Source organism: Streptococcus oralis (genome assembly GCF_019334565.1).
Classification (GTDB): Bacteria; Bacillota; Bacilli; order Lactobacillales; family Streptococcaceae; genus Streptococcus; species Streptococcus oralis_CR.
The window spans coordinates 735,891-762,294 of record NZ_CP079724.1 but is presented as its reverse complement, the minus strand read 5'-3'; the positions used below and the strand labels follow the sequence as shown (position 1 = coordinate 762,294).

The following is a 26,404-nucleotide window of genomic DNA, read 5'->3' as shown; positions in this document are numbered from 1 at the left end:
AATGAATTTTTGAGAGGTTAACAATGAAAAAACTAGCAACCCTTCTTTTACTATCAACTGTAGCCCTTGCTGGATGTACTAGTATCCAACGTGGTCTCCGTGGTGATGAATATGTCGACTCCAGCATCTCAGCTGAAGAAAGCTCAAAAGCAGCTGCTCAGGCTGCCAAAGATTTGAATGACGCATTGACCAATGACAATGCCAACTTCCCTCAACTTTCTAAGGAAGTTGCTGAAGATGAAGCTGAGGTCATTTTACACACAAATCAAGGCGATATCCGTATCAAACTCTTTCCAAAACTAGCACCTCTTGCGGTTGAAAACTTCCTTACTCACGCTAAGGAAGGCTATTATAACGGCATTACCTTCCACCGTGTCATTGATGGATTTATGGTCCAAACTGGAGATCCTAAGGGAGATGGTACAGGGGGCCAATCTATCTGGCATGATAAGGATAAAACAAAGGACAAGGGAACTGGTTTCAAAAATGAAATCTCTCCTTACCTATACAATATCCGAGGAGCCCTTGCTATGGCTAACACTGGTCAACCAAACACCAACGGTAGCCAGTTCTTCATCAACCAAAACTCAACAGATATTTCAGCTAAACTCCCTACTAGCAAGTATCCAAAGAAAATCATCGAAGCCTATAAAGAGGGCGGAAATCCTAGTCTAGACGGCAAACACCCTGTCTTTGGTCAAGTCATCGATGGCATGGATGTTGTTGACAAGATTGCCAAAGCTGAAAAAGATGAAAAAGACAAACCAACGTCTGCTATCACCATTGATAGTATCGAAGTGGTGAAAGACTACGACTTCAGTAAAAAATAAGCCATCAACAGATAAGGAGACGATGACATGATTTTATTTTGGGGTTCTAAAGGTTATCAGAAAGATTTGGGACATACGCAAACAGCGATCGAATGTGGTCATTGTAACAATGTCGACACTTGGGAAATCGTAGAAACTGGGCGCAAGTTCACCCTTTACTGGATTCCACTTTTTCCTTATGGTAAAAGTTACTTCGTTTCTTGTCCGATTTGCCACTACGGTAAAGAAATTGAGAAATCTGAAGTTGAAAGCTTTTTAAATTACTAGTCAAAAAAGCCAAGTCTAAATGACTTGGCTTTTTTACTGCTTTTAAGTTAGCTTGTTAAAGTCCCAGATTTGGTCCATCCAGCCTTCATAAAAGTCTGGTTCGTGGCAAACCATAAGAATGCTTCCTTTGTATTCTTTAAGCGCCCGTTTGAGTTCATCCTTGGCATCTACATCCAAGTGGTTGGTCGGCTCGTCCAGCACTAAAACATTGTTTTCACGATTCATCAAGAGACAGAAACGCACCTTGGCTTGTTCCCCACCTGATAAGACCTGAATCTGACTTTCGATATGCTTAGTTGTCAAACCACAACGAGCAAGGGCTGCACGAACTTCTGCCTGATTGAGTGCTGGAAAGGCGTTCCAGACCGCTTCTAGAGGCGTCTGACGATTGCTACCTTCTACTTCCTGCTCAAAGTAGCCAAGTTCTAGGTAGTCACCACGTTCAACTTCCCCAGCGATTGGTGGAATAATGCCCAAGAGAGACTTCAGGAGAGTTGTTTTCCCGATACCATTTGCCCCAATAATAGCAACCTTTTGATTGCGTTCAAAGGTGAGGTTTAAAGGCTTGGTAAGGGGATGGTCATAACCAATCTGCAAGTCCTTGGCTTGGAAGATAAAGCGCCCAGGTGTACGAGCCGGTTTGAAATCAAAGGATGGTTTTGGCTTCTCACTTTGAAGTTCGATGATATCCATCTTATCGAGTTTCTTTTGACGAGACATGGCCATGTTACGTGTTGCAACACGGGCTTTGTTTCGAGCGACAAAGTCCTTGAGGTCCGCAATCTCTTTCTGCTGACGTTCATAGGCCGCTTCTAACTGAGATTTCTTCATAGCATAGACTTCTTGGAACTGGTAGTAGTCTCCAGAATAGCGAGTCAACTGCTGATTTTCCACATGATAGACGATATTGATTACGTCGTTGAGGAAAGGAATATCATGTGAAATAAGGACAAAGGCATTCTCATAGTTTTGGAGATAACGCTTGAGCCAGTCAATATGTTCAGCATCCAAGTAGTTGGTTGGCTCATCAAGCAACAAGATATCAGGCTTTTCAAGGAGAAGTTTAGCCAAGAGTACCTTGGTTCTTTGTCCACCTGACAAGGCTGTTACGTCTGTATCCATACCATAGTCCATGACACCGAGGGCACGCGCCACTTCATCAATCTTAGCATCCAAGGTATAGAAATCACGACTCTCCAAACGGTCTTGGAGTTCGCCAACTTCTTCCATCAGCGCATCGATATCTGCGCCCTCTTCTGCCATCTCCATATAGAGTTCATTGATACGAACTTCTGCTTTAAAAAGCTCATCAAAGGCTGTCCGCAAAACATCGCGCACAGTTTGACCTTCTTTTAGCACAGCGTGCTGGTCTAGATAGCCAGCAGTCACGTACTTAGACCACTCCACCTTTCCTTCATCTGGCAACATTTTACCAGTCACGATGCTCATAAAGGTTGATTTTCCTTCACCATTGGCACCGACTAAGCCGATATGCTCTCCCTTGAGGAGACGGAAGGAGACATCTTCAAAAATTGCACGGTCACCAAAACCGTGACTCAGATTTTTAACTTCTAAAATACTCATTTTAATTCCTTTGTAAGTTTAGTTACATTTAATTTTCTGTAGAGAACCCAAGCTAGATAGCCTCCCAGGGTATTGATCCACAAATCATCAATCTCAAAGACGCGATTAAAGTCGAAGAAAAAATCTAAGACCAGCTGCGTACATTCAATTCCTAAGCTCAGAAGAAAACTGAGAAATAGGATTTTTTTCGTTTTTCGTAAGTTTGGATAGAGGTAGAGCAGTTGAAATACCAGCGGGAAGAGCAGGAGGATATTTAAGGCATTTTGCAAAAATATCCAGAATAGCTGCAGAAGGCTAGTCACTTCACCCAGTTTCCAAAAGGAGTTAAAAGGCGTCAAAAGAAAAACCAGGCGTCCAAAAGTTTGAATACCTGGAGTTTCCACTCCTGTAGGAAGTTGAGGCTGGGGAGTAAAACAAAAACAGACAATGCATAGACTGTAAATAGCCACTCCCAATCTCAAGATTAATTCTCTTTTTCTAGTCATTTTATGGATTTACCGCTGCGACTGCCTTCTGGCGGTCACGTTTCATTGTATTAGAACGCAATTGTCCACAAGCTGCATCAATATCTGTACCGTGCTCTTGACGGACAACACAGTTAATCCCTTTTTTCTTGAGGGTATCATAGAAGGCCATCACACGCTCTTTAGGACTACGGCTATATTGGTCATGTTCACTAACTGGGTTGTAGGGAATCAAGTTTACATAAGACAATTTCTTGATATTCTTGAGCAACTCAGCCAACTCCAAGGCTTGTTCTACTCCGTCGTTGACTTCATTGAGCATGATGTATTCAAAGGTCACACGGCGATTGGTTGTTTCGATATAGTACTCAATAGCTGCAAAGAGCTTTTCAATCGGAAAGGCACGGTTAATTTTCATGATGCTTGAACGCAATTCATTGTTGGGTGCGTGAAGGGAAACAGCCAGATTAACCTGTACGCCTTCATTAGCAAAGTCACGAATTTTATGGGCCAAACCTGAAGTTGAAACAGTGATGTGACGAGCACCGATAGCCATCCCCTTGTCATCATTGATGGTACGGACGAAATTCAAAACATTGTTGTAGTTATCAAATGGTTCACCAATTCCCATGACAACAATATGGCTGACACGTTCGTCCTGCCCACGCTCATCAAAGTATTTCTGAACCAACATGATCTGCGCTACGATTTCACCGTTATTAAGGTCACGTTGCTTCTTAATCAAACCTGATGCACAGAAGGTACAACCGATATTACAACCGACCTGAGTGGTCACACAGACTGACAAACCGTAGTGTTGACGCATCAACACAGTCTCAATCAACATGCCATCTGGCAACTCAAAAAGATACTTAACAGTACCGTCAGCTGACTCTTGTACAATTCGTTGTTTCAAAGGATTTACGACAAACTGCTCATTGAGCTTGGCAATCAAACCCTTGGAAAGGTTGGTCATTTCTTCAAATGACTGGACACGTTTACGGTAGAGCCATTCCCAGATCTGATCTGCTCGGAATTTCTTTTCTCCTTGTTCTAATACCCATTCTTGCATGGCTTGACGTGTTAAACTATAAATAGACGGTTTCATCTCTTCTCCTTATTCTCTATCTATTTCTGACGAATGACAAAATGGCGCTGTCCCTTGTCCTCTTTCTGAGACTTTTGGTCCTTATGACGACGTCTATTTCTCTTATCCGCATTTGGCTTTCTCTTGTTTTGCGAAGGTTTCTTTCCTCTTCTAGGAAGGTTTTCCTCTTCCTTTTTACGCATTTTCTTGTCAAATGACGCACGCTTAGGTGCTTGATTCTCTAAGACAAAATAAGCACAACCATAACTACAGTACTCCAAAAGATAATCTTGTAAGCGACTGATTTTTTCAATTTTTTCCTCTGTTCGATCGTCTTTGTAAAAACCGCGAAGGCGAAGCTGTTCATTGCTCCAGTCCCCCACGACATAATCAAACTTGGTCAACACTTCTGAGAAGCGCTGATTAAAGACGGTTACATCGAAAGCCTCCTTGATATTTTCAACCAAGGTAAAAGCAATCCCTTCAGTCTCAACCTTATCCCCATTTACCTGAAATTCTGGGCCAGGAAACTTGTTATAATTGTATAATTCAGGTGCAATTTCTTTACGCATAGTCTTCCTTTTCCACGATTACTTAACACTCTATTTTACCATATTTTCTATAAGTTGGCACGAATATCCTGAAAATGAAAAAAGTCTGACGATTCTGTCAGACTTCTGCTCTATAACCTTAAAAAGAGAAGAACAATTCTTCCCTCCATATTTTATTATTTAGCTGCTGCGTAAAGCTCGTCTACTTTGTTCCAGTTAATCACTGAGAAGAAAGCTTTGATGTAGTCAGGACGCACGTTGCGGTATTTCACGTAGTAAGCATGTTCCCAAACGTCCAAGCCTAAGATTGGTTTTTTACCTTCTGAGATTGGTGTATCTTGGTTTGCTGTTGAAGTCACTTCAAGTTTCCCTTCTTTGTTAACAACCAACCATGCCCATCCAGAACCGAAACGTGTTGTTGCTGCCGCAGTAAATGCTGCTTGGAACTCTTCAAATGAACCAAATGTTGCATCGATTGCTGCTGCAAGTTCTGCTGAAGGAGCAGTCTTTTCAGGAGTCATCAATTCCCAGAAAAGAGCGTGGTTCAAGTGTCCACCACCGTTGTTGATAAGCGCTTGGCGGATATCAGCTGGGATAGATTCTACATCAGCAAGCAAGGCTTCAAGGTCTTCACCGATTTCAGGGTGTTTTTCAAGAGCAGCATTCGCATTGTTAACGTAGGCTTGATGGTGCTTGTCATGGTGCAAGTGCATTGTTTCAGCATCAATGTATGGTTCCAATGCGTCATACGCGTATGGAAGGTCTGGTAAGATAATAGCCATCTGTAATACCTCTTTTTCTTTCTATATGAAAATGATAACACAATCATCCTCTTTTTTCAAGTTTTTTGCTCAATTTGCCTCTGTCGCAATCTGCAAGAGTGCCTTTTCAAACAAGTAACTTTTTTCATAGACACCTGTCTTAATCTGGTAGTCTGTTTCAATCAAATAAGAAATCGCTCGCTTAAGAAAATCTAAGGAAATCCCTCTCGAATCTCTTAATGCAAACTTGATTTGATAAGGATTAGGATTGCGCCCCAAGTAAGTTCCCAGACTGCTTACAATCTGCGATTCCGTCTGACCAGATTCTGATAAGATTTTCACTTGGGTAAAGGTTCGGAACTGTCCTAACATGACAGCTATGAGCTTGATTTCGTCTTCCCCTTGCAAGGTCAAATCTCTAACCAAGTCACGCGCCTGATCAATTTTCTTAGCTAAGATAAACTGAGTCAAATCAAAAATATTGTCTTGCAAAGTCTTTGGAATGGCTTCGATAATATCCTTTTCCTCAATCAGGCCGTCTGACTTGTAAGACTGTAAAAAGAGGAGATTTTTCTGGATTTCGTTAAACTGAAAACCAGACTTGACGAGGAGATTTTCAAAAGATTTTTCCGCAAACTGCAGACCTTGTTTCTGGCTCCATTTTTGGAAATACTGGCGGAGTTCTTGTTCCTTGGGTTCAATAGCATCAAATACTGTCGCGTCACGTTTGAGCAGTTTAACCAATCGTCTTTTGCTGTCCAGTTTTCCTTCTGCAAAAATTAATAACTTGGTTGTCGGTGAAGGATTGTCAAGGTATTCTTCAAACGACTTGAGCTCATCATCTGTTAAAAACCGTTTCTTGGCTGTTGTGATATCGACAAAATGGTCTAATATCACGATTTTCTCATCCGCAAAGAAAGGGAGACTGACCAGCTCCAGCTCTAAATCCTTATAGGCTACTTCTTTCATGTCAAAGTAGGCAAAATTGAGGTCGGCTGGATCATAGCCGATCTGTTTCAGCACCTGATCCTTCATAACTTCAAACTGACCTTGGTCCGAACCTGTAAATAAGGTCAGACTAGATAAGTTTGATAAAGACAAATTTTGACTCTCTTCTATGGCTAGCATCTTCTCTCCTTTCTTCTTGTTTTTCTATTTTGTTTAGTCAATATAGCGCAATTTCCCGCGGAAATCTTCTAGGTTTTCGTACCCTTTTTCCGTCATGATTGCTTTTAGTTCATTGGTAATACGCTCAAAAGCACCGACGCCTTCCTTGTGAAGGGTGGTTCCCACCTGCACCATGCTGGCACCACAGAGGATATGTTCAAAGGCGTCGCGACCTGTCAAGACACCACCTGTACCAATGATTTGAATTTGAGGATTGAGACGTTGGTAGAAGGCATGTACATTCGCTAGAGCAGTCGGTTTGATATACTCTCCACCAATCCCACCAAAACCATTTTTAGGGCGAATCACGACCGACTCATCTTCAATGTAAAGGCCATTTCCGATAGAGTTGACACAGTTGACAAACTTGAGTGGATACTTGTTGAAAATTTCTGCTGCTTGGTCAAAGTGGACAATATCAAAATAAGGTGGCAACTTAATTCCAAGAGGTTTGGTAAAGTAGGCAAATACCTCTGACAAGATACGGTCTGTTGTCTCAAAATCATAAGCAATCTGAGGCTTTCCTGGAACATTTGGACAAGAGAGATTGAGCTCTGTCAATCCTTTAAACTCACTCTCTTGGACTTTTTTCAAGATGGTATGTGTTTCCTCTGGAGACATGCCAACCAGAGATAGGAAGAAAGTATGGTTTGGCTCTTTTTCCTGCAAGTCCAAAAGATATTCCAGATAATAGTCTAAACCATTATTTGGCAAGCCCATAGAGTTGATGGAACCAAGTGGAACATTTTGGTAACGAGGTTCAGGATTTCCCTGACGGAAGTCCAAGGTTGCTGTCTTAGTGACAAAGGTTCCTGCTACTGAGTCTTTGACACCTTCCAACTCAGCTATTGTCATACAAGCTACACCTGCTGCGTTCATCAAGCAATTGTCAAACTCAAAACCAGCAATTTGAGTTTTTGTTGATACCATGATTCTAATCCTCCAGATTCCTTTTATTTCTAATATTATACCATACTTTCAGATTTTCTCTTTGAGAAAGTTGTTTTGGCAGAAAACGTTCGTTTTTTGACAAGTCACTCCGTATTGACCGAATGTAAATTGAGAGAATTTTTAGAAAATTTCCGTTTTTTTCTTTACACTGAAAAAAAATTCTGCTATAATGTCTCACGTAATAAAATAGGACAAGAATAAAGGAGAACGATATGACATCTGCTAAAGACTATATCCAAAGCGTGTTTGAAACTGTAACAGCTCGTAATGGGCACGAGGCTGAATTTCTCCAGGCGGTTGAAGAATTCTTCAGTACCTTGGAGCCTGTCTTTGAAAAGCACCCTGAGTATATCGAAGAAAATATCTTGGCACGTATCACTGAACCTGAGCGCGTGATTTCTTTCCGTGTTCCTTGGCTTGATCGTGATGGAAAAGTACAAGTCAACCGTGGTTACCGTGTTCAATTTAACTCAGCTGTTGGACCATATAAAGGCGGACTTCGTTTCCACCCAACCGTAAACCAAGGAATCTTGAAATTCCTCGGATTTGAACAAATCTTTAAAAACGTTTTGACTGGACTGCCAATCGGAGGCGGTAAAGGTGGATCAGATTTTGATCCTAAAGGCAAGACCGATGCTGAAGTCATGAATTTCTGCCAAAGTTTCATGACTGAATTGCAAAAATACATCGGACCATCACTTGACGTACCTGCTGGTGATATCGGTGTTGGTGGACGTGAGATTGGTTACCTTTACGGACAATACAAACGTCTCAACCAGTTTGACGCAGGTGTCTTGACTGGTAAACCTCTCCCATTTGGTGGTAGCTTGATCCGTCCAGAGGCTACTGGTTACGGTTTGGTCTACTATACGGAAGAAATGCTCAAGGCTAATGGAAATAGCTTTGCTGGTAAAAAAGTGGTGATTTCAGGTTCTGGTAATGTTGCCCAGTTTGCTCTCCAAAAAGCGACTGAACTTGGCGCAACTGTCATCTCAGTATCCGACTCAAATGGTTATGTTATTGATGAAAATGGTATCGACTTCGACCTTCTAGCAGATGTGAAAAATAAACGTCGTGCTCGTTTGACTGAATACGCTGCTGAAAAATCTACTGCTACTTACCACGAAGGTTCTGTCTGGACATACACTGGCAGCTATGACATCGCTCTTCCATGTGCCACTCAAAATGAAATCAATGGTGATGCAGTAAAACGCTTGGTTGCTCAAGGTGTTATCTGTGTATCTGAAGGTGCTAACATGCCAAGTGACCTAGATGCCATCAAAGTCTACAAAGAAAACGGACTCCTTTACGGACCTGCTAAAGCTGCCAACGCTGGTGGTGTAGCCGTTTCAGCCCTTGAAATGAGCCAAAACAGCCTTCGACTCTCATGGACTCGTGAGGAAGTTGACGGCCGTCTCAAAGACATCATGACCAATATCTTTAATACAGCTAAAACAACTGCTGAAACATACGGTCTTGGTACTGACTACCTTGCAGGAGCCAATATCGCTGCCTTCGAAAACGTAGCCAACGCTATGATTGCACAAGGCGTGGTATAAAAAACAAATTACGGAAACTGACTGCCCATAAGGGCAGCCAGTTTTTTCATTGAACAAAAAGAAAAACCACTACTCCTAAGAATAGCGGTTTATTCATGTTTTTAAGCTACTAATAAGGTTTTAAGACATATATTCAATCTTTACAAGCTGAGGTAGACGGTTACGACACTTTAGTCGGAATTGGTCTTAGAAAGTCTCTGGAGTTCATCATCAAAGATTTTTTGGTCCATAAATTCCCCGAAAAAGCTGATGAAATCAAGGTAAAACCGTTAGGAGCTGTCATTAAAGATTACATCGATGATCAAATTCTACAAAAGCTCGCTCAAGCCACTTCGTGGATAGGAAATGATAAAACTCACTACGTACGAAAACATACAGACAAAGATTTACAAGATTTGAAAATTTTTTTTAATGCTACCATCCGCTTTATTGAATACCAACTAACTATTCTGGACGCTCAAAATCTTGTAGATCAGATTTATCAAGTTTAGACTCCAACTCATCCAACTTCTCTGCAATATATGTCACGGTCCTCAATATCTCATTGAGGGCTGTTCTTTCTAATTCGTTCATTCTACTCCTCCTACTCCAGCACTTTGCCACCAACAGATAAACGTTTAACCACAACGTCAACTTCTTTAAAATCAGCATTTTCTGCACAATAGCGAACACTTTCGCTGATGATGTGGCAAATAGATACACCGTATTCGTTGGCTAGTTCAGTAGCGGTATCCCATGCATCTTTATTAATTCTTGTTACTTTTTGAGCTGTATTATTCATTTCCTACTCTCCTAAATCAACCCAGCTTTCGTCAATGCCCAGGACATCGCACACTCGGTTTTTCAATCTGTCGCTACCTTTACCATATTTCAGTAATTCTGAAATGGTAGGTTTCTTCACTCCACAAGCACGGGCAAGATGTGTTTGTGTCATTCCTTCTGAATTCAATTTGTCTTTGACAATCTGAATCCATTTTTGATGTTGTTGACTCATATATTTTCCTTTCTAAATTTGGTATAATTAAAATAAAAATTTGAGGTTAAATATGCTTAGCGATATTATTAATATTATTTCAATCATTGCTTCTACATCAGTCAGTATTGTATCGATTTACTACTCACACAAAGCTGTCAAAATAGCCAGTGATGCCAATAAACTTACATCAGAGATAACTGAAGAAGCAAATCGTCCTGTTATTGTTGCTTATTTAGATACTATAGAAATCAATGATTTCCATAAGTATCTCGTTATCAAAAACTTTGGGAACACTTCTGCAACTATCCTAGATTTGAAATTTTCAAAAGATGTTGACACACTAGGTTTTAATATGTCCTCCCTAATTGGTTATACCATGGCTCCCTCACAAAAATTTATGCACATACTAGACAATGACTTAAAAGATACCATTGCTGTTAACATCATTTATAAGAACCAAACAGGCAAAACATATGATGAAGAATACCTAGTAAAAACTGATGCAACATCAAAACTCTTATGGATTGGTAGTAGTGATACTGATAAAACAAGCAAACTTTTAAAAAACTCGGTTGAGGCTATTATCAAAAGCCTTAAATAATTATTCTGGCAACTGTGAGTAGTTCGCAATCGTCTCAATAGTTTCAGTAAGAACCGCCTTAGCAAGCCCACTGTTTAAATCATAACTACGAAGAACTTGCAAAAGTTCTTTTTTTTATTTCTGCCACGTCCTCTTCAGTTAGATATTCTAAAGACATCATCATCCACCCTCCTTTTTAAAAATATTATCTAAAAAGTTAGCGAATTTCTTGACAATTTTAAATGAATGATTTAAAATCAAGACATAGAAAAAAGACTTACTAAAAAGTAAGGTTTACCTATTCAAAACGGACGCCAATCAGTTTTTTAGGTTTTTATTTTTTAGTTTTCTATTTCGCTAACTCTTTAGCTTACGAATATAATTTTAAATTATTTATTTAATTTTGTAAACGGTTTTAATCATATAATTTAAAATATTTTTTCGTAATGCTTAGAAAGGTTGATAAAACAATGTTTCTGACATTTGAAAGAATTAAAGAACTAGCAAAAAGACAAGGTCTCTCTTTAAATGCCTTGGAAGAAAAGCTAGGATATAGTAGAAATACACTTTATTCATTAAAAAAACAAAAAGCTAGCACTGAAAGAATGCAAGAAATTGCTGACTTTTTTAATGTTTCTTTAGATTATCTTCTAGGCCGTACTGACAATCCTGCTATTTCAAGCGACCTTGTCACTACTGCTGACGGCCGTGTGGTCGACTTGTCTAATCTTCGTGAACGTGTGGTTCTCTTTGATGGAAAACCACTATCAGATGAGGATGTAGACAAGATTGCGCAGATCATTAAACTCTCTTTGGGGTTGTCCGACATTGAAAGTGAATGAGTTACTGGATGAATACCAGGTCACACTCTATCTCTTCTCAGAAACCATGTGGGTGCGTAGGGGCTTCTATTTCCCTGATGAGCGCATTATCTACGTCAATAGGGATTTTATATCCCTAGAGGAGCGAGAAAAGGTCATCCTGCACGAATTAGGGCACATAAACCACAATCCAGCGCATTACAAGAGACTACTTTACAAATACGAGAACGAAGCAGACCGCTTCATGATTCGACATCTCATCTCTGAAGAACTCGCGCAGTATGAAGTATCAGACTTCAACTGGCTCCAGTTTGCAGAAAGACACAAAATCTCAACAATCTGGGGCGAGGATATGATCCAGGAAGAGTTTAAGAAAATAGAAGGAATATAAAAATGGTCTATATCAAAGAACTTAAAATAAAAGATTTCAGGTTGATAAAAGAATTGTCTTTCCAACCATCAAAATACGTCAATATAATTTCAGGAAAAAACGGAACTGGTAAATCTACTATTCTTGGAATGATTGCCCAAGGTTTTTCATACAATAATAAAGTCATTGAATTTATTTCTCCAGAGTGTCAAGAACTTAATAAAACAAAATTTTCTAAATTAGACTCTGAACTAGATTCAGAACTTATAACTGAGTATAATTCCATTCTTACTCATTTTGGAAAACCATTCGAATCCTCTTCAAATGAACATTTTAAACTGTCTGAAAAAGATGTCAGAGAAACAGAACATATCAATGTAATTTTAGATAATGAGGAATGGTTCAAAGTTGAAACTACAAATCATACAGACAGAATATTGCCTCGTTTTGTAACTAGACGAGATAATAATGAATCCGCCAATTATATCCATCCTGTTATTTATCTTGGTCTTGATCGATTAACACCATTAGTCAAAACTAAAAATAAAAGTTATAGTCTCGAAATTTCAGAACAAGATAAGAAAGATATTCATATTTTATATGAATCTATATTGCTTAAACAATATCCGGATAATTTAACTGCCACTGAAACTAATACAAAAAAACAAACTGCAGCATATATCGATTCTGAACGGACAATAGAGATGATATCCTCAGGAGAAGATATTGTTGGACAACTATTACTTGCATTGTATTCATTTAAAAAATTAAAAGATAATTATCCAAATCATTATAAAGGTGGAATTTTATTAGTTGACGAAGTTGATGCAACACTATATCCTGCTGCACAAAATATACTTCTCGATATCTTTTTAGAAAAAGCCAGAGCGTGGAATATACAAATATTCGTAACCTCTCATTCACTTACTCTTTTAGAACATCTTGAAACAGAAAAAATAAAAAACCAAAGAATAAATCGTGATGTTAAAATCTTTACAACTAATGAATCTGATATTTCAGATATCAAATTAACTGAGCTTGACTTTTTATATAAGTTTAAAAATGAATTGCTAGCCCAAGTAAATCAAGAACTGATATTGGATAAGGTAAAAGTTTATTTTGAAGACCCTGAAGCATATTTTGTTTTTAAAAATCTAATTAAAGGATTTAAAGATAGTGATAATTTAGCTGTTTCGAAAAGAATCAAGCCTATCAGTAGTGTAAGTATTTCCTCTAGCCAATATCAATCACTTCACAAACATAAAGTTCCTGAATTTACAAATAACTCCATTATATGTTTAGATGGTGATCAAGAAATCGACAATAGTAAGTACAAAAATTTTATTACCCTACCGAATCATGGATCAAAGGCTAATCCTGAAGAATTTGTTTTTGATATATTAAATAACCCAGACTCTGAATTTTGGGAGCAGACTAGTGACAACTACAATTTTCCTATTTTCATGAATAATTCCAAGTACCGTGTTCTACAATCCATCAAAAACGGTACATATGAAGAACAATATGAAAATCAGAACGGTACATACAAAAATACAAAACCTAGAGTAGTTTGGAAGACTTGGTTTAATGATGAAAAATCAAATTGGAAAGGGCAAAATAATCCAATAGTATATTGGAAGAAGAAAAATCCTGATTCTGTTAATGAATTTGAAAAATTATTTAAAAAAGCATACGATTTTGTGGCCAAAAATAATAAAATACCTAGATTATAAAACTGGCCAAAATTTTTGAAATAGTGTATTATAAATAGAAAGGAGGAATGAATTATGAAAAATATTAGTCCTTTAAGGTATCCAGGTGGAAAGTCTCAAATTTACGAATATGTTAGAGAGCTCGTTGTATCTAACAATGCAACAACTTATATCGAACCTTATATGGGCGGAATGGGGATTGCCTTGAAGTTACTTCTTAATAATGATGTAGAAAAAATCATGGTGAATGATTTTGATAAAGCAATTTATGCTTTTTGGTATTCCGTGTTAAATTATACTGAACAGCTGATTAAAAAAATTGAAACCACACCTATCACTATCGAAGAATGGAAAATTCAAAGAGATATCCAGAATAATAAAGATAATTGTGATGATTTGCTTTCTCTAGGTTTTTCAACTTTATTCCTCAATCGTACAAATCGTTCAGGTATTATAAAAGCTGGTGTAATTGGTGGTTTAAAACAAGACGGAGATTACAAACTTGATTGTCGATTCAATAGAGAAAAAATTATTGAGAAAATTACATTGATTGCATCTCTAAAAAAACGTATTAAACTTTATAACATGGATGCTGAAAAGTTTATTCGTTTAAATATTTCTAGAACAAAAAATTCTTTTACATTTTTTGATCCACCTTATTATAAAAAAGGACCTGGATTATATACAAACTTCTATAATCATGAAAATCACCTTAGTTTAGCTAAATCCATAAAAAAATATATGTCTAATAAAAAATGGATTCTTACATATGATGTTTCTGATGAAATTTTTAAAATGTACAGTAACCTTAGGAATGAAAAGTATTATCTAAATTATTCTGTGACAAAACCTAGTAAAGGAATTGAATATATTTTCTACTCGAAACAATTAATTATTCCAATTGAAACACAATATTTGAAGAAAGCTTAAATAAAAAATCCTCACACTCTCCGACCGCCAAGTTTTTGAGTGTGAGGATATCCTGTATAAGAAACAACCATTCAAAAGGTCGTTTTCTTATACCCATTTTAACAAAAAAGTGAGGTAAAATCAATGTGGATGGAAGAACTTTCCAACAGAAAATATAAATTTTTCGAGCGATACAAAGACCCATACACTGAGAAATGGAAAAGAGTTTCTGTTACTCTGAACTCTGGATCATCCAGAGCGAAAAAAGAAGCTCAAAAGCTACTAGATGAAAAGATAGTTGAAAGGTTACAAAGCTTGACTACTACTGATATGCTTTTCGAAGACGTGCTAAGCGACTGGTGGGAACTCCATAAAATATCCATCAAAGCATCTACTATAAAAACAATGGTCTATGCGGTTGATGAAGTAAAAAAAGTTTTGCGCCAGGAATAAAAATAAATAACATCACTACTAAATATTCTCAACAATATTTTACAGACTCAGAAGACAATCATATCAAATTAAAAAAGCACAAATCCGTACTAAGTATGGTATTCAAGTACGCTCAAGATTTAGAGTTGATTGATAGCAATCCTATCCAACTGGTAAGGCTACCAAAGGGAGTCGTCACATACGAAACAATGGAGCGTATTGAAGACAAATTCCTTGAACAAAGCGAATTAAAAATATTGTTAAAAGCCATGAAAAAATACAATAGAGGGTATCATGTTGCTCGTATGGCTGAATTTATGGCTTTGAATGGTTATCGAGTCGGTGAAGCTGGTGCGCTTAAATTTGAAAATTACGATAAGAAAAACCGTACTATCACTATCAACGGAACTTTAGATCCAACTCGTAAAGGTTTAGAAGGTGTCAAAACAACTCCTAAAACCTTATCATCTGTCAGAGTGGTTGATTTAACGAATAAAGAAATTGAGATTATTGAAGAATTTATAGAGCTGCATGAATTAAGAAAAAATACGAATCCAGCCTATAAAGATATGGGATTTATATTCGTTTCTTCTAGCGGTATTCCAATTCATAAATCAAGCATCAGTAAGTTAATGAAGAATGCTAATGCAACTCTAAAGAAACCAATTAACAAAAAATTGCACCCTCACATTCTAAGACACACTCTTATCAGTACGCTTGCTGAAAACAATATCCCCTTAAAAGCAATAACTCAGAGAGTTGCCCACAAAGATAATGGTAAGACAACCATGGAAATCTATACTCACGTTACCAAGAACATCAAGTCAAAAGTTGTTGATGTCCTGGATAAAATTTACAAATAGTTTGCCCCTTTTTTGCCCCCTCACGAACAAAAAGAAAAACCGCTACTCCTAAGAATAGCGATTTAATCATGTTTTTAAGCTACTAAAGTAGTCGCTCTATTATTTAAGAGTAACTGAAGCTCCAGCTTCTTCCAATTTAGCTTTGATTTCTTCAGCTTCTGCAGTTGGAACGCCTTCTTTGATGACACCTGGTGCACCATCAACAAGTTCTTTAGCTTCTTTAAGTCCAAGACCAGTGATTTCACGTACAACTTTGATAACGCCAACTTTTTTGTCACCAGCAGCTGTCAACTCAACGTCAAATGAGTCTTTAGCAGCACCAGCGTCAGCAGCACCAGCTGCAGCAACAGCTACAGGAGCAGCTGCAGTTACACCAAATTCTTCTTCGATAGCTTTTACAAGGTCGTTCAATTCAAGGATTGAAGCTTCTTTAATTTCAGCAATAATGTTTTCAATGTTCAATGCCATTGTTATTTCCTCCAAATAAGTTTTTAATTTTATAATCGTTTTTCCGTAGCTAGGCTACGCTGCGTAGCTTAAGATTAAGCTGCGTCTTCTTTGTTGTCTGCAACCGCTTTGACTGCAAGAGCAACGTTGCGCACTGGCGCTTGAAGTACAGAAAGGAGCATAGAAAGAAGTCCTTCGCGGTTTGGAAGAGTTGCAAGAGCAACGATTTCTTCTTTAGATGCGACAGCGCCTTCGATTGCACCACCTTTGATTTCAAGTGCTTCAGCGTTTTTAGCAAAATCGTTCAAGATTTTCGCTGGTGCGATAACATCTTCGTTAGAAAATGCTACTGCAGATGGTCCAACAAATACTGATGCAAGATCTTCAAGACCAGCTTTTTCAGCTGCACGACGCAAGATTGAGTTTTTAATGACTTTATACTCAACTTCGCTTCCACGAAGCTCACGACGAAGAACTGTATCTTGCTCAACTGTCAAACCACGAGCGTCTACAACGACGATAGATGCAGCAGCTTTCATTTTTTCAGCCACTACGTCAACTAGTTCCGCTTTTTTAGCAATAATTGCTTCACTCATTAGTGTGTTCACCTCCGTAATTATTTTGCTTGGGGAATTTTTCCAAAAGAAAAACGCGCCCAAACCTAGACACGAAAGTACAATACGCTTCTTTTTACATGATACGTTTTGTCCTCGGTAGGATCTTTATGAGTCGAGCTCCCCTACTGTCTTAGGCAGTTTTTTCAAACCGTATATAAGTATAGCATAGACAAAAAAAGAATGCAAGATTTTTGCAAACTTTTTTTAAATTTTTTTAAATCTCTACTGTCAAAACTTTGCCTTGCTTAACCACCTGTTCTCCAGCGATATAAACATCATCAACATCACTGGATTTGACAGCATAAACCAGATGAGAGAGCATATTTTTCTGAGGTTGAAGATGGATTTTTCCTTGTGGTTGAATGACCAGAAAATCCGCTTGCTTGCCAACTTCTAGGCTTCCTATCTGCTTTTCCATTCCTAGAACCTTAGCTCCTTCGATCGTCAGTGCCTTAAGGGCTGTCTCGATAGGGAATTGGCTGGCATCTCCACTCTTCATTTTCTGAAGAAGGGCTGCGGTCCGTCCTTCCTCAAACATATCTAGATTATTATTGGAAGCAACTGAGTCAGTCGCAATTCCGACTGCTACTCCTGCTTTTTGCAGTTGGATGATTGGAGCGATCCCTGAGGCCAGTTTGAGGTTACTGATAGGATTATGGGCGATTGCCACATGAGAAGTTGCCAAGCGTTCAATTTCTCGCTCGTTTAGCTCGACCCCATGAGCAAAGACAGACGGATGATCTAAATAACCCAGTTCTTCTAGAAAGGCGAGGGGACGTTTGCCATAGCGTTTGAGGATAATTCCTGACTCTTCCTTGGTCTCTGCCACATGGATATGGAGAGGGATATTTAGCTCTTTTGCCATATCTAAGCTCGCTTCCAGCAAGTCTCTACTACAGCTGTAGGGAGAATGTGGAGCTACCATAACCTTGAAATTTGGGTTTTCATATCCTAAGATTTCCTCTATGATGGCTCGGGTTCTGCTTATGGTCTCAGCAGTTGTTTCTGCCTCTGAAGAAAAGAGGGTCGGTGAGAAATAACAACTCATCTTGGAAGCCTTAACTGCCTGATAAATTTGCTGGATATCCACACCATTGGGATTATACATATCGTTGAAGGTTGTTGTCCCTGACTGGAGCATCTCTGTCAGAGCTTCTTTGACCGCCTTGGTAGTCATATCAGGCGTAAATCCTGCTTCTGCAGGCCAGATATAGTCATTGAGCCATTCATGGAGATTGCTATCATCTTGGATCCCTCTCAATCCTGTCATAGCTGAATGGGTATGGCAATTGACCAAACCAGGCATGATCCAGGCTCCCTGATAGTCTATAATCTGCTCAGCTTGCTCTAAAATCTCTGGCTCCTCTTGGCCGACATAAATGATTTGAGAGTCCTTAACGGCTAAGATACCATCCAAATAAACATGGAAATCTTGGTCACAAGTCACGATATTTACATGCTGATAGACTTTCATTGTTTTCTCCTTCCAAGGCCTTGATTTTTTCTAGCTATTGTAACAAAAAAGTCACCCGAAGGCAACTTTTTTCGTTCATAAGATTTTAAAATAGAAAGGATTATTCAGAGCGAAAAGCTGCAGCTTTCTGCATTTGGTAATACTTGCCCTTTCTAGCCATGAGATCCTGATGGTTACCATGCTCAACAATGTCACCATCCACCAAGACTAGAATCAGATCCGCATCCTGAATAGTTGACAAACGGTGAGCAATGATAAAGCTTGTGCGCCCCTTCATCAGTTTGGCAAAGGCATCCTGTACCAGCACTTCTGTCCGTGTATCGATGGAGGAAGTTGCCTCGTCTAAGATAAGAATCTTTGGGATAGCTAGAAAGACTCGGGCGATGGTCAAGAGCTGGGCTTGCCCGACAGAGAGAGATTCTCCTGCATTTTCCAACTTGGTATCGTATCCCTGTGGCAACTGTTGGATGAAAAAGTCTGCGTTGGCTGCCTTTGCAGCAGCAATCACCTGCTCCCGGCTAGCATCAGGATTTCCAAAGGCAATATTGTCATGGATGGTTCCTTGCTTGAGCCAGGTTTCTTGGAGAACCATCCCAAACTGCTGTCTCAATGAAGCTCGGGTATAATCATAAATGGATTGCCCATCTAGCAAGATATCTCCCGAGTTAATAGGATAAAAACGCATGAGGAGATTGATAAGAGTTGACTTACCAGCACCTGTCGGACCAACGATGGCTACCTTGCTACCAGCTGGGATATCGATGGATAAGTCCTTAATCAAGATCCTTTCAGGATGGTAGCCAAAAGAAACATGTTTAAAGGAAATAGCTCCCTTGACTTGGTCACTGGTCAAGACTTCCTTACCTGTTTCAGCAACCTCAGGACTTTCTAAGACAGCATAGACACGCTCTGCGCAAGCGAGAGCACTTTGCAACTCAGCTAGCACTGAAGAAATATCGTTAAAGGGCTTGGTATACTGTTGGACATAGTTCAAAAAAGTCACTAAACGCCCAATGGTCAAGGTTGAACCCATCATGATACGATAGGCTCCCACTCCAGCAAGAAGGGCATAAATGAGCGCATTGACAAAGCGAGTTGAAGGATTAACCGTTGATGAATAAAAGATGGCTGACTGAGAATAGCCTGCATAGTTGGCATTCGCCTCGTGCAGTCTTTGGATAAACTCTGTTTGAGCATTGAAGGACTGGATAATGGTCTGCTGGCTAAGCGACTCTTCAATCAACTGAGTCTGAATCCCCCTGGTCTCTGTTTGCTTCTGGAAGAGATGATAGGAGCGTTTGGCAATAAAGCGTGAAATCACCATGGACAGCGGCGTCAACAGCAAGACCAAGAGGGTCATGAGGAGATGAATTTGGAGCATGGCTAGAATACTAACCAAAATCATCAAGACACCAATGAAAAATTGGTTAAAAATCATGGTCAAGCCAGCTGCCAACTGTTCGATATCCGTGGTTACACGACTAACCATTTCCCCACTACCTTGTCTATCTACAAAGGAAATCGGTAAACGATGGAGTTTATGAATGATTCTCTCTCGCAAGTCTTTGGTATAAGAGAAGATTAGACGATTATAAAGAAGAGGATTGGCCCATTGTACCAGTGTATTTCCTATGACCACCAAGATCATCTGGATGAAAATCTGCCAAAAAACTGGTGAAGAACCAGTTACGAGGACCTGGTCAATGACCTGCCCAACCAAGATAGGTAGGTAGATCGATAAAGCAACTTGGGCAATAGTTCCTAAAAAGGCTAGGAAAAGGAGGAAGGGATGGTTTGCTAAATCTACGGTCAAACGCTTGAGAGTTTGGTTTGCAGTTTGTCGTTTCATGCTAGTCCTCCTTTCCATGTTGGGATGCATTGATTTCGCGATAGACTTGGCTAGTCTTCATCAATTCCTCGTGCTTGCCAACAGCTAGTAACTCACCTTTTTCCAAGAGGAGAATCTGGTCAGCCATCTGAAGTGTCGAAGTCCGTTGAGAAATCAAGATTAAGCTCGTATTTGGCAGATTTTCTCTAATAGCTTTCAAGAGCTTGGACTCGGTAATGGTGTCGAGGGCCGAGGTCGCATCATCTAAGATGAGAAATGGAGCTTGGCGCAAGACTGCTCGGGTAATAGATAGCCTTTGTTTTTGTCCGCCTGAGAAATTTCGACCTCCTGCCTCAACTAGGGCATCCAAAAGTCCTTCCTTTTCACTGACAAAATCCTTAGCTTGCGCAATCTCCAAGGCCTGCCAGAGTTGCTGGTCAGACACTTCTTGATTTAAACCTAGAGTCAAGTTAGAACGAATAGTTCCTTTAAAAAGTTCGACCTTTTGGGGAACATAGGCAATCCAAGACCGCCACTGCTCAAGATTAAGAGGACTACGTCCATTTCGATAAAGGTCAATGCTACCCTTGTCTGCTGGATAAAGACCAAGTAAGACTTGCACCAAGCTTGACTTACCAGAACCCGTTCCCCCAATGATACCAAGGATTTGCCCTTGAGTCATATTAAAGGAAATGTCTCTCAGAGAAGCTTGAGCCGCATCGGGATAGGTAAAGGTTAATTCTTTGACTTGCAAAACCCGATCACCGGTAGCTTGTTTTTGTTCTAATTCTGAAAAAGTATCTTCTGGAGCTTCGGTAAAAACTTCCTCAATTCGCTTGGCTGAGATATAGGATTGGTTGAGGGAATTGATCAGCATAGCTAGCTTAACCAATTCCACCAAGATCTGCAAGAGGTAGTTGATAAGAGCAATCAGGGCACCTTGACTGAGTAAACCTCCTTGAATTGAAATATATCCCTGCCAGATAATGACGAGGAGAGTTCCATTAACAATCAGATAGGTCAGAGGTGTTAACAAACTTGACCAGAAACCTGTCTTTTCTTGCAATCTGGCATAAATTTGGTTAAGGGTTTGAAAAATCTGTAACTCTCGTTTTTCCTGACCAAAAGCACGAATAACTCGCATCCCTTGCAATTGCTGGCGCGTTTCCTGAACCAGCTGGTCCGTTTTCTTTCTGAGACTGCTGTAGAGAGGATTGACCAGCCGAGATAGGCCGACAATGACAATCGTCAAAATGACAACCATAACTAAGAACCAGAAAGTCAGCTCAGCTGAGATTCTATAGGCCATAAAAATGGCTCCAAAAACGATAATAGGCGCTCTCAAAAAGAGGCGCAGGAATTGATTGATACCAGTCTGTATCTGGTAGGTATCCGAAGTCAAGCGAGTCACCAAGCTAGAAGTTGTCAAACGATCTCTGCTGTCCTTGGGTAAGGAAAGAATATGACGATAAAGGTCGTCTGTCAGTTCTTTGGCAAAACCCACCGCAGCCTTAGCTGAGTAAAACTGGGCTACCAAGGCCACTAAAACACCAATCACTGCAAAGATAAGGAGCAGGCCAATCTGCATCCAGAGATGCCCTTGATCTCTCTGGGGCAAGGACTGGTCAACAATCCCAGCAATCACCATGGGAACCAAGAGTTCAAAAACAGCTTCAAGTAGCTTGAACAAGGGAGCTAAAATGGATTCTTTGATATAGGATTTGAAGTAAGATAGTAAGTGTTTCATAGATCCCTTCTATTCATATTCTAGAAATGAAGAAAGTGGGAAGCCCCACCCTCTCAGTTTTATTTGTTTAAGTAAGGTAATAGATAGCCATATCCTGCTTTTTCCATCTCATCCTTGGCTATAAAGCGTAAGGAAGCAGAATTAATACAGTAACGGAGGCCACCTAACTCCTGAGGTCCATCTGTGAAAACATGACCCAAGTGAGCATTGCCTGAGCGAGAACGAACCTCGATTCGCTCCATTCCATGGCTCAGGTCCTTGTAATAGTGAATCAACTCCTTAGAAATCGGACGACTAAAACTTGGCCAACCACAACCTGAGGCAAACTTATCCTTAGCAAAAAAGAGTGGCTCCCCTGTCGTGATGTCTACATAAATCCCCTCTTCAAAAGTTTGGTCATAAGCATTACTAAATGGAGCCTCTGTAGCAGCTTCTTGCGTAACACGATAGGACTCTTCAGTTAAGCTTTCCTTTAACACCTCTTGACTAGGCTTTTCATAGTTAGAGGCGTCAATCAATGGCTTATCAGCATCCGTCACATCGATATGACAATAACCGGAAGGATTTTTCTTGAGATAGTCTTGGTGGTAGTCTTCAGCCAAAATGTAGTGGCGAAGTTTCTCCACTTCTACTGCAATCTTTCGACCAAGCATGCGTTCCTGCTCCTGCACCACTGTGTAGATAGCTGGCAAGTCTGCTTCATCTTGGTAATAAATACCAGTACGATATTGGCGACCACGGTCATTCCCCTGCTGGTTAATAGACAAGGGATCAATAACACGGAAATAATAAAGCAAAATCTCTCTGAGTGACACTACTTTCTCATCATAAATCACTTGAACAGTCTCTGCATGGTCTGTTTCCTTGAGTAGCTGGTAATTGGTCGTTTCGACTTGACCATTAGCGTAGCCGACACTGGTTGCCAGCACTCCAGAAATACGTGAAAAATACTCCTCTAGGCCCCAAAAACAACCACCTGCTAGATAAATTTCTGCCATCTTTATTTCTCCTTTATCAAGTTTTTAACTAATACTCTTCGAAAATCTCTTCAAACCACGTCAGCTTACATCTGCAACCTCAAAACAGTATTTTGAGCTAACTTCGTCAGTTCTATCCACAACCTCAAAACACTGTTTTGAGCAGCCTGCGGCTAGCTTCCTAGTTTGCTCTTTGATTTTCATTGAGTATAAACTTCTTTTCAAAAAAAGGATAGGAAGCCCCCTAGTCGAGACTTTCCCCATCCTATCCTCTATTTCTTTACTTTGTTTCGACACGGACACCTTGGGTATCCACTTTCAAGTCATGAAGTTTGCCTTTGAAAGACTGCTTTTGCAATTCTGCCTTAATCGCCGGCATCTTGTCATGAGAAGCCAAGACCATAACTGTCGGCCCTGCTCCAGAGAGATAGGTCGCATAGGCACCATTCTCTTTGGCTACTTGCTTAATCGTCGCAAATTCACGGACCAGACTTTGACGATAGCGCTCGTGGAAGAGGTCCCCCTCGATTGCTTGTCCAGCTGTCACCATGTCTCCTGCTAACAAGGCTGCAACCGCCACATTGGCAATTGAACTAGCTGCAACAGCTTCCTTGTAGGACAATTTCTTAGGTAAGACACCACGACTGTCGCGAGTGCGCAATTCATAGTTAGGAATGTAAGCTAGAAAATCACATTCTGGGAAGTCTGCTACGATAGCAGAGACTTGACCTTCAACGGAACTCGCAATAACAAGATTTCCATAGATAGCTGGAGCCACATTGTCAGGATGCCCTTCAATCTTGGTAGCCAACTGCAATTTGTCGTGGTTAGATAAGTTGAGATTGCCCAGTTGGTTAGCCAGTTCAATCCCAGCAACGATAACAGAGCTAGAAGAACCCAAACCACGCGCCAAGGGAACATCGCTGGTCATTTTCAAACGTCTCGGTTGCAAGTCAGGCGCAATTTGCAAGGCAATCTTAAGCAAAAGATTACGCTCGTCATGGGGAATCCATTTACCAATCTGATGTTCAATCAACCACTCATCCCGTTCTTCACAGACCTCAATTTGAAGATACTTGGTTACAGCTACACCGACCGAATCAAAACCTGGCCCAATATTGGCACTGGTTGCAGGTACAATAATCTTCATCCTATTCTCCTAACACCTTGAAGGTATTCAAGAGGTCAAATTCTGAAGCTTTGGCCAACTCAGCTGAAACATTCTCAAGTTGTGCTTTATTGATCTTATGTGTAATAATGACGACACGCGCCTTGTCACCCTCTTTACCATCTTGGAGGATTTGCTTGAAGGAAATATCTTGAGCGTTGAAAATCTCAGCCAATTTCAAGACCTGCCCTTTTGAGTCTGGAGCCAAGATTGAGAAATAGTAGTTTGCTTTAACATCTTCTGGATTTGCCAAGACCAAGTCACGGCTATATTCGTTGAAGTCTTTGCCAATGGTACCATCATTCAAACGACGAACGATACGGACAATGTCCGCTACAACACTTGTTGCAGTTGGTTTTTGACCAGCACCTGGTCCGTAGTACATCGATTCACCGATACCGATAGATTCTACAAAAACAGCGTTCATTACCCCATTCACACTGGCAAGTGGATGTGCTTTAGGTAGGAAGGTTGGAGTCACTTCTGCAGCAATGCCTGAAGGAGTTTCCTCGATAGAACCAACCAATTTCACTACATAGCCCAAGTCTTGGGCTACAGCTACGTCTTCTGGCGTGATGTTGCGGATTCCCTTGTGGGCTACATCGTCAAAGGCAACCTTCATACCAAAAGCAAACTGGCTCAAAATCACCATCTTGTAGGCTGCGTCAATCCCATCCACGTCATTTGTAGGGTCGCTTTCTGCAAATCCAAGTCTTTGAGCTTCAGCCAGAGCATCATCGTAAGACCAGCCTTCTTCCACCATCTTGGTCATCATGAAGTTGGAAGTTCCATTAACAACGCCAAGAACGCGCGTAATTTTGTCAGAAGCCAACGAATTTGCCAAAGTACGAAGAATTGGAATCCCACCAGCTACTGCTGCTTCGTAGTAAAGTGCTACGTTATGCTCTTTAGCGATTTCTAGCAATTCTGCTCCATGGACAGCCAAAAGGTCCTTATTAGCAGTAACAACGTGTTTCCCAGCTTCCAAGGCACGAGTGATAAAGGTTTTAGCTGGTTCGATACGCCCCATCAATTCCACTACAATGGTAACATCTTTGTCTGCTAAAATATCGTCTACATTGGTTACAAAGTTAAAGTCATTTCCTGCTGCAAGCAAGCGGTTCTTTTCATCTTCATCCTTGACCAATACCTTGGCTACTTCAATCTCTGAATGAGCTGACTGAACGATTTTTTCTCCATTTTCCTTTAGGAGGAAAGGCACGCCACTTGCAACGGTACCAAATCCGAGTAAAGCAATTTTAACTGTCATGTTTGTCTCCTAGAAATTTTCTGATATAGCCATTATAACAGAATTTTATGAAAATTCCTATTATAGTAAATCACTATTTCGGTCTAGAAAAGAAAAAACGAATCCCAAGATTCGTCTTTCCTGATAAATGAAAATTGATTTTAAAAATTATGAACGAATCTTTTGCAGACCGAGAACTGCGTCATGGTTAATCAATATTTGCCCATACTCTTGCAAGACTGAACGACTGATGTCACTGTCGTCTGCAAACTCACGCATACGAGCCAAGAGCCAAGCCGGATATGGACTTGGATGATTTTCCACATCGACTAAGATTGTCAAATAATAGTGTCCATTCATCTTATAGAGTTCAGATGTTTCCATCTGGTAGTTAACCGTCTTTGCAAAAGCAACTAAGTCAGCAAGGCTTGCAAAGCGCAGGATATAGTAGATATAAGGTTCTTTCTTACTCTCAGTCTCCTTGTCTGCCTGCTCTTGCTCTTCTTCCTTTGCTTCGACCTGCTCTAGAGATTGGATGGCCTCAATATCGTCCTTGGTTTTATCTGCAATACTCTTTTCCAAGGTTTTGAGAAATTCATCTGGCGACATTTGGGCTAATTCTTCCATGTCTGGTAGATCCGCCAAATCTTCAAAATCCAGAGTTTGGTCAATCTTGGATTTGGTCACAAAGACGTCCACCTTATCAGGTTTTGGCGTCACGCGGAAACTCAGCATACCACTATCCAAGAAATTGTCTGGCATCTCTAACTCATCTAAAATAGCATAGAAAAACTCTTCGGTTTTTTCCTGAGGAACGAGAAAGTCTGCAATCTCCATTCCTCTATCCATCAAATCATCTAAAGTCATCGTGATTTTCAGTGTTGTATCACTAATTTGTTTCATCTTCATATCTAGTAACCTCATACTTTCAGTCTATCTATTATACTAGATTTTTACGATTTTATCAAAAGAATGAAGCGAGAATGTGATATAATACTAGATATGATTTTAGA

General features: G+C 40.0%; 29 protein-coding genes and 1 other annotated feature. Of the genes, 10 read left to right on the top strand and 19 right to left on the bottom strand.

Annotated features, from left to right (window positions below; all coding sequences use genetic code 11):
• Positions 1–23 precede the first annotated feature (23 nt).
• Both KX728_RS03820 and KX728_RS03815 read left to right on the top strand, forming a co-directional pair.
• A complete protein-coding gene (locus KX728_RS03820; RefSeq protein WP_045617343.1) occupies positions 24–830 on the top strand; it encodes a peptidylprolyl isomerase in 807 nt (268 codons plus the stop codon).
• A 27-nt stretch (positions 831–857) separates the two neighbouring features.
• Positions 858–1,097: a zinc-ribbon domain-containing protein gene (locus KX728_RS03815; RefSeq protein WP_000600215.1), complete on the top strand. Its 240-nt coding sequence runs from the start codon at positions 858–860 to the stop codon at positions 1,095–1,097.
• Between the two features lie 42 nt (positions 1,098–1,139).
• Here KX728_RS03815 and KX728_RS03810 read toward each other — a convergent pair whose 3' ends face one another.
• The 7 genes from KX728_RS03810 to KX728_RS03780 form a co-directional block, all read right to left on the bottom strand.
• Positions 1,140–2,681: an ABC-F family ATP-binding cassette domain-containing protein gene (locus tag KX728_RS03810; protein WP_215804762.1), complete on the bottom strand. Its 1,542-nt coding sequence runs from the start codon at positions 2,679–2,681 to the stop codon at positions 1,140–1,142.
• Positions 2,678–3,166: a VanZ family protein gene (locus KX728_RS03805; RefSeq protein ID WP_215804763.1), complete on the bottom strand. Its 489-nt coding sequence runs from the start codon at positions 3,164–3,166 to the stop codon at positions 2,678–2,680. Before KX728_RS03805 ends, KX728_RS03810 begins: the two co-directional genes overlap by 4 nt.
• Before the next feature lies 1 nt (position 3,167).
• Positions 3,168–4,253, bottom strand: coding sequence for a dual-specificity RNA methyltransferase RlmN (rlmN, locus tag KX728_RS03800; protein WP_215804764.1), 1,086 nt, complete (start codon positions 4,251–4,253; stop codon positions 3,168–3,170).
• Positions 4,254–4,273: 20 nt separating this feature from the next.
• A complete protein-coding gene (locus tag KX728_RS03795; protein ID WP_061406909.1) occupies positions 4,274–4,804 on the bottom strand; it encodes a YutD family protein in 531 nt (176 codons plus the stop codon).
• A gap of 155 nt (positions 4,805–4,959) precedes the next feature.
• Positions 4,960–5,565 (bottom strand): superoxide dismutase SodA, encoded by a 606-nt coding sequence (gene sodA, locus KX728_RS03790; protein WP_000974725.1) that lies wholly within the window; start codon positions 5,563–5,565, stop codon positions 4,960–4,962.
• 69 nt (positions 5,566–5,634) lie between these two features.
• On the bottom strand, positions 5,635–6,672 hold the full coding sequence (holA, locus tag KX728_RS03785) for a DNA polymerase III subunit delta (protein WP_215804765.1): 1,038 nt from the start codon (positions 6,670–6,672) through the stop codon (positions 5,635–5,637).
• Between the two features lie 33 nt (positions 6,673–6,705).
• Positions 6,706–7,641: a dihydroorotate oxidase gene (locus KX728_RS03780; RefSeq protein ID WP_215804766.1), complete on the bottom strand. Its 936-nt coding sequence runs from the start codon at positions 7,639–7,641 to the stop codon at positions 6,706–6,708.
• A 233-nt stretch (positions 7,642–7,874) separates the two neighbouring features.
• On the opposite strand from KX728_RS03780, the gene gdhA reads away from it, so the two are divergent.
• On the top strand, positions 7,875–9,221 hold the full coding sequence (gene gdhA, locus KX728_RS03775; RefSeq protein WP_215804767.1) for an NADP-specific glutamate dehydrogenase: 1,347 nt from the start codon (positions 7,875–7,877) through the stop codon (positions 9,219–9,221).
• A 444-nt stretch (positions 9,222–9,665) separates the two neighbouring features.
• Here gdhA and KX728_RS09330 read toward each other — a convergent pair whose 3' ends face one another.
• From KX728_RS09330 to KX728_RS03760, 3 genes are read right to left on the bottom strand one after another with little or no spacing between them, the layout of a single operon-like run.
• The gene (locus KX728_RS09330; RefSeq protein ID WP_257474690.1) at positions 9,666–9,794 is read right to left on the bottom strand and encodes a hypothetical protein; all 129 of its coding nucleotides are present in this window, start codon (positions 9,792–9,794) and stop codon (positions 9,666–9,668) included.
• Positions 9,795–9,804: 10 nt separating this feature from the next.
• Positions 9,805–10,002 carry a hypothetical protein gene (locus KX728_RS03765; protein ID WP_215804768.1) on the bottom strand — a complete coding sequence of 66 codons (198 nt, stop codon included), beginning with the start codon at positions 10,000–10,002 and terminating at the stop codon, positions 9,805–9,807.
• A gap of 3 nt (positions 10,003–10,005) precedes the next feature.
• The gene (locus KX728_RS03760) at positions 10,006–10,215 is read right to left on the bottom strand and encodes a helix-turn-helix domain-containing protein (protein ID WP_215804769.1); all 210 of its coding nucleotides are present in this window, start codon (positions 10,213–10,215) and stop codon (positions 10,006–10,008) included.
• Positions 10,216–10,267: 52 nt separating this feature from the next.
• Here KX728_RS03760 and KX728_RS03755 point away from each other — a divergent pair, with 52 nt between their 5' ends.
• The 7 genes from KX728_RS03755 (at position 10,268) to KX728_RS09320 (ending at position 15,884) form a co-directional block, all read left to right on the top strand.
• Positions 10,268–10,798, top strand: coding sequence for a DUF8453 domain-containing protein (locus KX728_RS03755; RefSeq protein WP_215804770.1), 531 nt, complete (start codon positions 10,268–10,270; stop codon positions 10,796–10,798).
• 449 nt (positions 10,799–11,247) lie between these two features.
• On the top strand, positions 11,248–11,619 hold the full coding sequence (locus KX728_RS03750; RefSeq protein WP_215804771.1) for a helix-turn-helix domain-containing protein: 372 nt from the start codon (positions 11,248–11,250) through the stop codon (positions 11,617–11,619).
• Positions 11,606–11,989, top strand: coding sequence for an ImmA/IrrE family metallo-endopeptidase (locus tag KX728_RS03745; RefSeq protein ID WP_215804772.1), 384 nt, complete (start codon positions 11,606–11,608; stop codon positions 11,987–11,989). The genes KX728_RS03750 and KX728_RS03745 overlap by 14 nt, the downstream gene beginning before the upstream one ends.
• A 2-nt stretch (positions 11,990–11,991) precedes the next feature.
• Complete coding sequence (locus KX728_RS03740) at positions 11,992–13,701, top strand: AAA family ATPase (protein ID WP_215804773.1); 1,710 nt, start codon at positions 11,992–11,994, stop codon at positions 13,699–13,701.
• A 54-nt stretch (positions 13,702–13,755) separates the two neighbouring features.
• On the top strand, positions 13,756–14,610 hold the full coding sequence (locus KX728_RS03735; RefSeq protein ID WP_215804774.1) for a DNA adenine methylase: 855 nt from the start codon (positions 13,756–13,758) through the stop codon (positions 14,608–14,610).
• Positions 14,611–14,733: 123 nt separating this feature from the next.
• Positions 14,734–15,042: a hypothetical protein gene (locus KX728_RS09325; protein WP_223335634.1), complete on the top strand. Its 309-nt coding sequence runs from the start codon at positions 14,734–14,736 to the stop codon at positions 15,040–15,042.
• A gap of 188 nt (positions 15,043–15,230) precedes the next feature.
• Positions 15,231–15,884 (top strand): site-specific integrase, encoded by a 654-nt coding sequence (locus KX728_RS09320; RefSeq protein ID WP_223335635.1) that lies wholly within the window; start codon positions 15,231–15,233, stop codon positions 15,882–15,884.
• Between the two features lie 99 nt (positions 15,885–15,983).
• Here the strand turns inward: KX728_RS09320 and rplL are convergent, their stop codons facing one another.
• The 9 genes from rplL to mecA all read right to left on the bottom strand — a co-directional run bounded on the left by rplL (position 15,984) and on the right by mecA (position 26,300).
• Positions 15,984–16,352, bottom strand: coding sequence for a 50S ribosomal protein L7/L12 (rplL, locus tag KX728_RS03725; RefSeq protein ID WP_001196964.1), 369 nt, complete (start codon positions 16,350–16,352; stop codon positions 15,984–15,986).
• Between the two features lie 74 nt (positions 16,353–16,426).
• Positions 16,427–16,927, bottom strand: a complete 501-nt coding sequence (rplJ, locus tag KX728_RS03720) for a 50S ribosomal protein L10 (RefSeq protein ID WP_001287274.1) — start codon at positions 16,925–16,927, stop codon at positions 16,427–16,429.
• Between the two features lie 38 nt (positions 16,928–16,965).
• Positions 16,966–17,101, bottom strand: a sequence feature (ribosomal protein L10 leader region).
• A 61-nt stretch (positions 17,102–17,162) separates the two neighbouring features.
• Entirely contained in the window at positions 17,163–18,422 is a 1,260-nt protein-coding gene (locus KX728_RS03715) for a TRZ/ATZ family protein (protein ID WP_049519552.1), read from the bottom strand.
• 100 nt (positions 18,423–18,522) lie between these two features.
• A complete protein-coding gene (locus tag KX728_RS03710) occupies positions 18,523–20,271 on the bottom strand; it encodes an ABC transporter ATP-binding protein (RefSeq protein WP_215804775.1) in 1,749 nt (582 codons plus the stop codon).
• A 1-nt stretch (position 20,272) separates the two neighbouring features.
• On the bottom strand, positions 20,273–21,997 hold the full coding sequence (locus tag KX728_RS03705; RefSeq protein ID WP_215804776.1) for an ABC transporter ATP-binding protein: 1,725 nt from the start codon (positions 21,995–21,997) through the stop codon (positions 20,273–20,275).
• 59 nt (positions 21,998–22,056) lie between these two features.
• A complete protein-coding gene (msrB, locus tag KX728_RS03700; protein ID WP_215804777.1) occupies positions 22,057–22,995 on the bottom strand; it encodes a peptide-methionine (R)-S-oxide reductase MsrB in 939 nt (312 codons plus the stop codon).
• 259 nt (positions 22,996–23,254) lie between these two features.
• Entirely contained in the window at positions 23,255–24,124 is an 870-nt protein-coding gene (gene thrB, locus KX728_RS03695; protein WP_215804778.1) for a homoserine kinase, read from the bottom strand.
• 1 nt (position 24,125) lies between these two features.
• Positions 24,126–25,412, bottom strand: coding sequence for a homoserine dehydrogenase (locus KX728_RS03690; RefSeq protein WP_215804779.1), 1,287 nt, complete (start codon positions 25,410–25,412; stop codon positions 24,126–24,128).
• Between the two features lie 147 nt (positions 25,413–25,559).
• Positions 25,560–26,300, bottom strand: a complete 741-nt coding sequence (gene mecA / locus KX728_RS03685; protein ID WP_215804968.1) for an adaptor protein MecA — start codon at positions 26,298–26,300, stop codon at positions 25,560–25,562.
• Positions 26,301–26,404 lie beyond the last annotated feature (104 nt).

What these genes read in the sequence shown, in the direction of transcription:
- KX728_RS03820 (WP_045617343.1), top strand. Translation starts at nt 24, where the DNA reads ATGAAAAAACTAGCAACCCTTCTTTTACTATCAACTGTAGCCCTTGCT.
- KX728_RS03815 (WP_000600215.1), top strand. Translation starts at nt 858, where the DNA reads ATGATTTTATTTTGGGGTTCTAAAGGTTATCAGAAAGATTTGGGACAT.
- KX728_RS03810 (WP_215804762.1), bottom strand. Translation starts at nt 2,681, where the DNA reads ATGAGTATTTTAGAAGTTAAAAATCTGAGTCACGGTTTTGGTGACCGT.
- KX728_RS03805 (WP_215804763.1), bottom strand. Translation starts at nt 3,166, where the DNA reads ATGACTAGAAAAAGAGAATTAATCTTGAGATTGGGAGTGGCTATTTAC.
- rlmN (WP_215804764.1), bottom strand. Translation starts at nt 4,253, where the DNA reads ATGAAACCGTCTATTTATAGTTTAACACGTCAAGCCATGCAAGAATGG.
- KX728_RS03795 (WP_061406909.1), bottom strand. Translation starts at nt 4,804, where the DNA reads ATGCGTAAAGAAATTGCACCTGAATTATACAATTATAACAAGTTTCCT.
- sodA (WP_000974725.1), bottom strand. Translation starts at nt 5,565, where the DNA reads ATGGCTATTATCTTACCAGACCTTCCATACGCGTATGACGCATTGGAA.
- holA (WP_215804765.1), bottom strand. Translation starts at nt 6,672, where the DNA reads ATGCTAGCCATAGAAGAGAGTCAAAATTTGTCTTTATCAAACTTATCT.
- KX728_RS03780 (WP_215804766.1), bottom strand. Translation starts at nt 7,641, where the DNA reads ATGGTATCAACAAAAACTCAAATTGCTGGTTTTGAGTTTGACAATTGC.
- gdhA (WP_215804767.1), top strand. Translation starts at nt 7,875, where the DNA reads ATGACATCTGCTAAAGACTATATCCAAAGCGTGTTTGAAACTGTAACA.
- KX728_RS09330 (WP_257474690.1), bottom strand. Translation starts at nt 9,794, where the DNA reads ATGAACGAATTAGAAAGAACAGCCCTCAATGAGATATTGAGGACCGTG.
- KX728_RS03765 (WP_215804768.1), bottom strand. Translation starts at nt 10,002, where the DNA reads ATGAATAATACAGCTCAAAAAGTAACAAGAATTAATAAAGATGCATGG.
- KX728_RS03760 (WP_215804769.1), bottom strand. Translation starts at nt 10,215, where the DNA reads ATGAGTCAACAACATCAAAAATGGATTCAGATTGTCAAAGACAAATTG.
- KX728_RS03755 (WP_215804770.1), top strand. Translation starts at nt 10,268, where the DNA reads ATGCTTAGCGATATTATTAATATTATTTCAATCATTGCTTCTACATCA.
- KX728_RS03750 (WP_215804771.1), top strand. Translation starts at nt 11,248, where the DNA reads ATGTTTCTGACATTTGAAAGAATTAAAGAACTAGCAAAAAGACAAGGT.
- KX728_RS03740 (WP_215804773.1), top strand. Translation starts at nt 11,992, where the DNA reads ATGGTCTATATCAAAGAACTTAAAATAAAAGATTTCAGGTTGATAAAA.
- KX728_RS03735 (WP_215804774.1), top strand. Translation starts at nt 13,756, where the DNA reads ATGAAAAATATTAGTCCTTTAAGGTATCCAGGTGGAAAGTCTCAAATT.
- KX728_RS09325 (WP_223335634.1), top strand. Translation starts at nt 14,734, where the DNA reads ATGTGGATGGAAGAACTTTCCAACAGAAAATATAAATTTTTCGAGCGA.
- KX728_RS09320 (WP_223335635.1), top strand. Translation starts at nt 15,231, where the DNA reads ATGGAGCGTATTGAAGACAAATTCCTTGAACAAAGCGAATTAAAAATA.
- rplL (WP_001196964.1), bottom strand. Translation starts at nt 16,352, where the DNA reads ATGGCATTGAACATTGAAAACATTATTGCTGAAATTAAAGAAGCTTCA.
- rplJ (WP_001287274.1), bottom strand. Translation starts at nt 16,927, where the DNA reads ATGAGTGAAGCAATTATTGCTAAAAAAGCGGAACTAGTTGACGTAGTG.
- KX728_RS03715 (WP_049519552.1), bottom strand. Translation starts at nt 18,422, where the DNA reads ATGAAAGTCTATCAGCATGTAAATATCGTGACTTGTGACCAAGATTTC.
- KX728_RS03710 (WP_215804775.1), bottom strand. Translation starts at nt 20,271, where the DNA reads ATGAAACGACAAACTGCAAACCAAACTCTCAAGCGTTTGACCGTAGAT.
- KX728_RS03705 (WP_215804776.1), bottom strand. Translation starts at nt 21,997, where the DNA reads ATGAAACACTTACTATCTTACTTCAAATCCTATATCAAAGAATCCATT.
- msrB (WP_215804777.1), bottom strand. Translation starts at nt 22,995, where the DNA reads ATGGCAGAAATTTATCTAGCAGGTGGTTGTTTTTGGGGCCTAGAGGAG.
- thrB (WP_215804778.1), bottom strand. Translation starts at nt 24,124, where the DNA reads ATGAAGATTATTGTACCTGCAACCAGTGCCAATATTGGGCCAGGTTTT.
- KX728_RS03690 (WP_215804779.1), bottom strand. Translation starts at nt 25,412, where the DNA reads ATGACAGTTAAAATTGCTTTACTCGGATTTGGTACCGTTGCAAGTGGC.
- mecA (WP_215804968.1), bottom strand. Translation starts at nt 26,300, where the DNA reads ATGAAGATGAAACAAATTAGTGATACAACACTGAAAATCACGATGACT.